1 protein-coding gene is annotated in these 410 nt (G+C 73.2%); it reads left to right on the forward strand.

Features of this window, described 5'->3' with window-relative positions; genetic code table 11:
- Positions 1-410 (forward strand): SDR family NAD(P)-dependent oxidoreductase (locus tag UK12_RS33270; RefSeq protein ID WP_045306946.1); only part of this gene is annotated, 410 nt, incomplete at both ends.

The raw sequence follows: 410 nt of genomic DNA on the forward strand, positions 1-410 counted from the left end.
CGGATCGTCCTGCTGGACCTGGACGAGGACCCGGCTTCGCTCCGGGCGCTGCCCGGTGTGCTCGCCTGTGGTGAGCCGCAGTTGGCGGTCCGGGCGGGCGAGGCTCTCGCGCCGCGTCTGGCGCGGGTGCCGTCGGCTGTCGAGGCCGAGCGGCTGGTGCTGGACCCTGAGGGCACGGTGCTGGTGACGGGTGCGACGGGCACGTTGGGTGCGCTGTTCGCCCGGCATCTGGTGACGGAGTACGGTGCGCGCAGGCTGCTGTTGGTCTCGCGCCGTGGGGAGCAGGCGGAGGGTGCTACAGAACTCGCCGACAGTCTGCGTGAGTTGGGTGCGGAGCCGGTCTTCGCGGCCTGCGATGTCGCGGACCGCGAGGCGCTTGCCGCTCTGCTGGCCGGGCACCGCCTGACGGC

Origin of the sequence: Saccharothrix sp. ST-888 (assembly GCF_000955975.1) — a bacterium.
Classification (GTDB): domain Bacteria; phylum Actinomycetota; class Actinomycetes; order Streptomycetales; family Streptomycetaceae; genus Kitasatospora.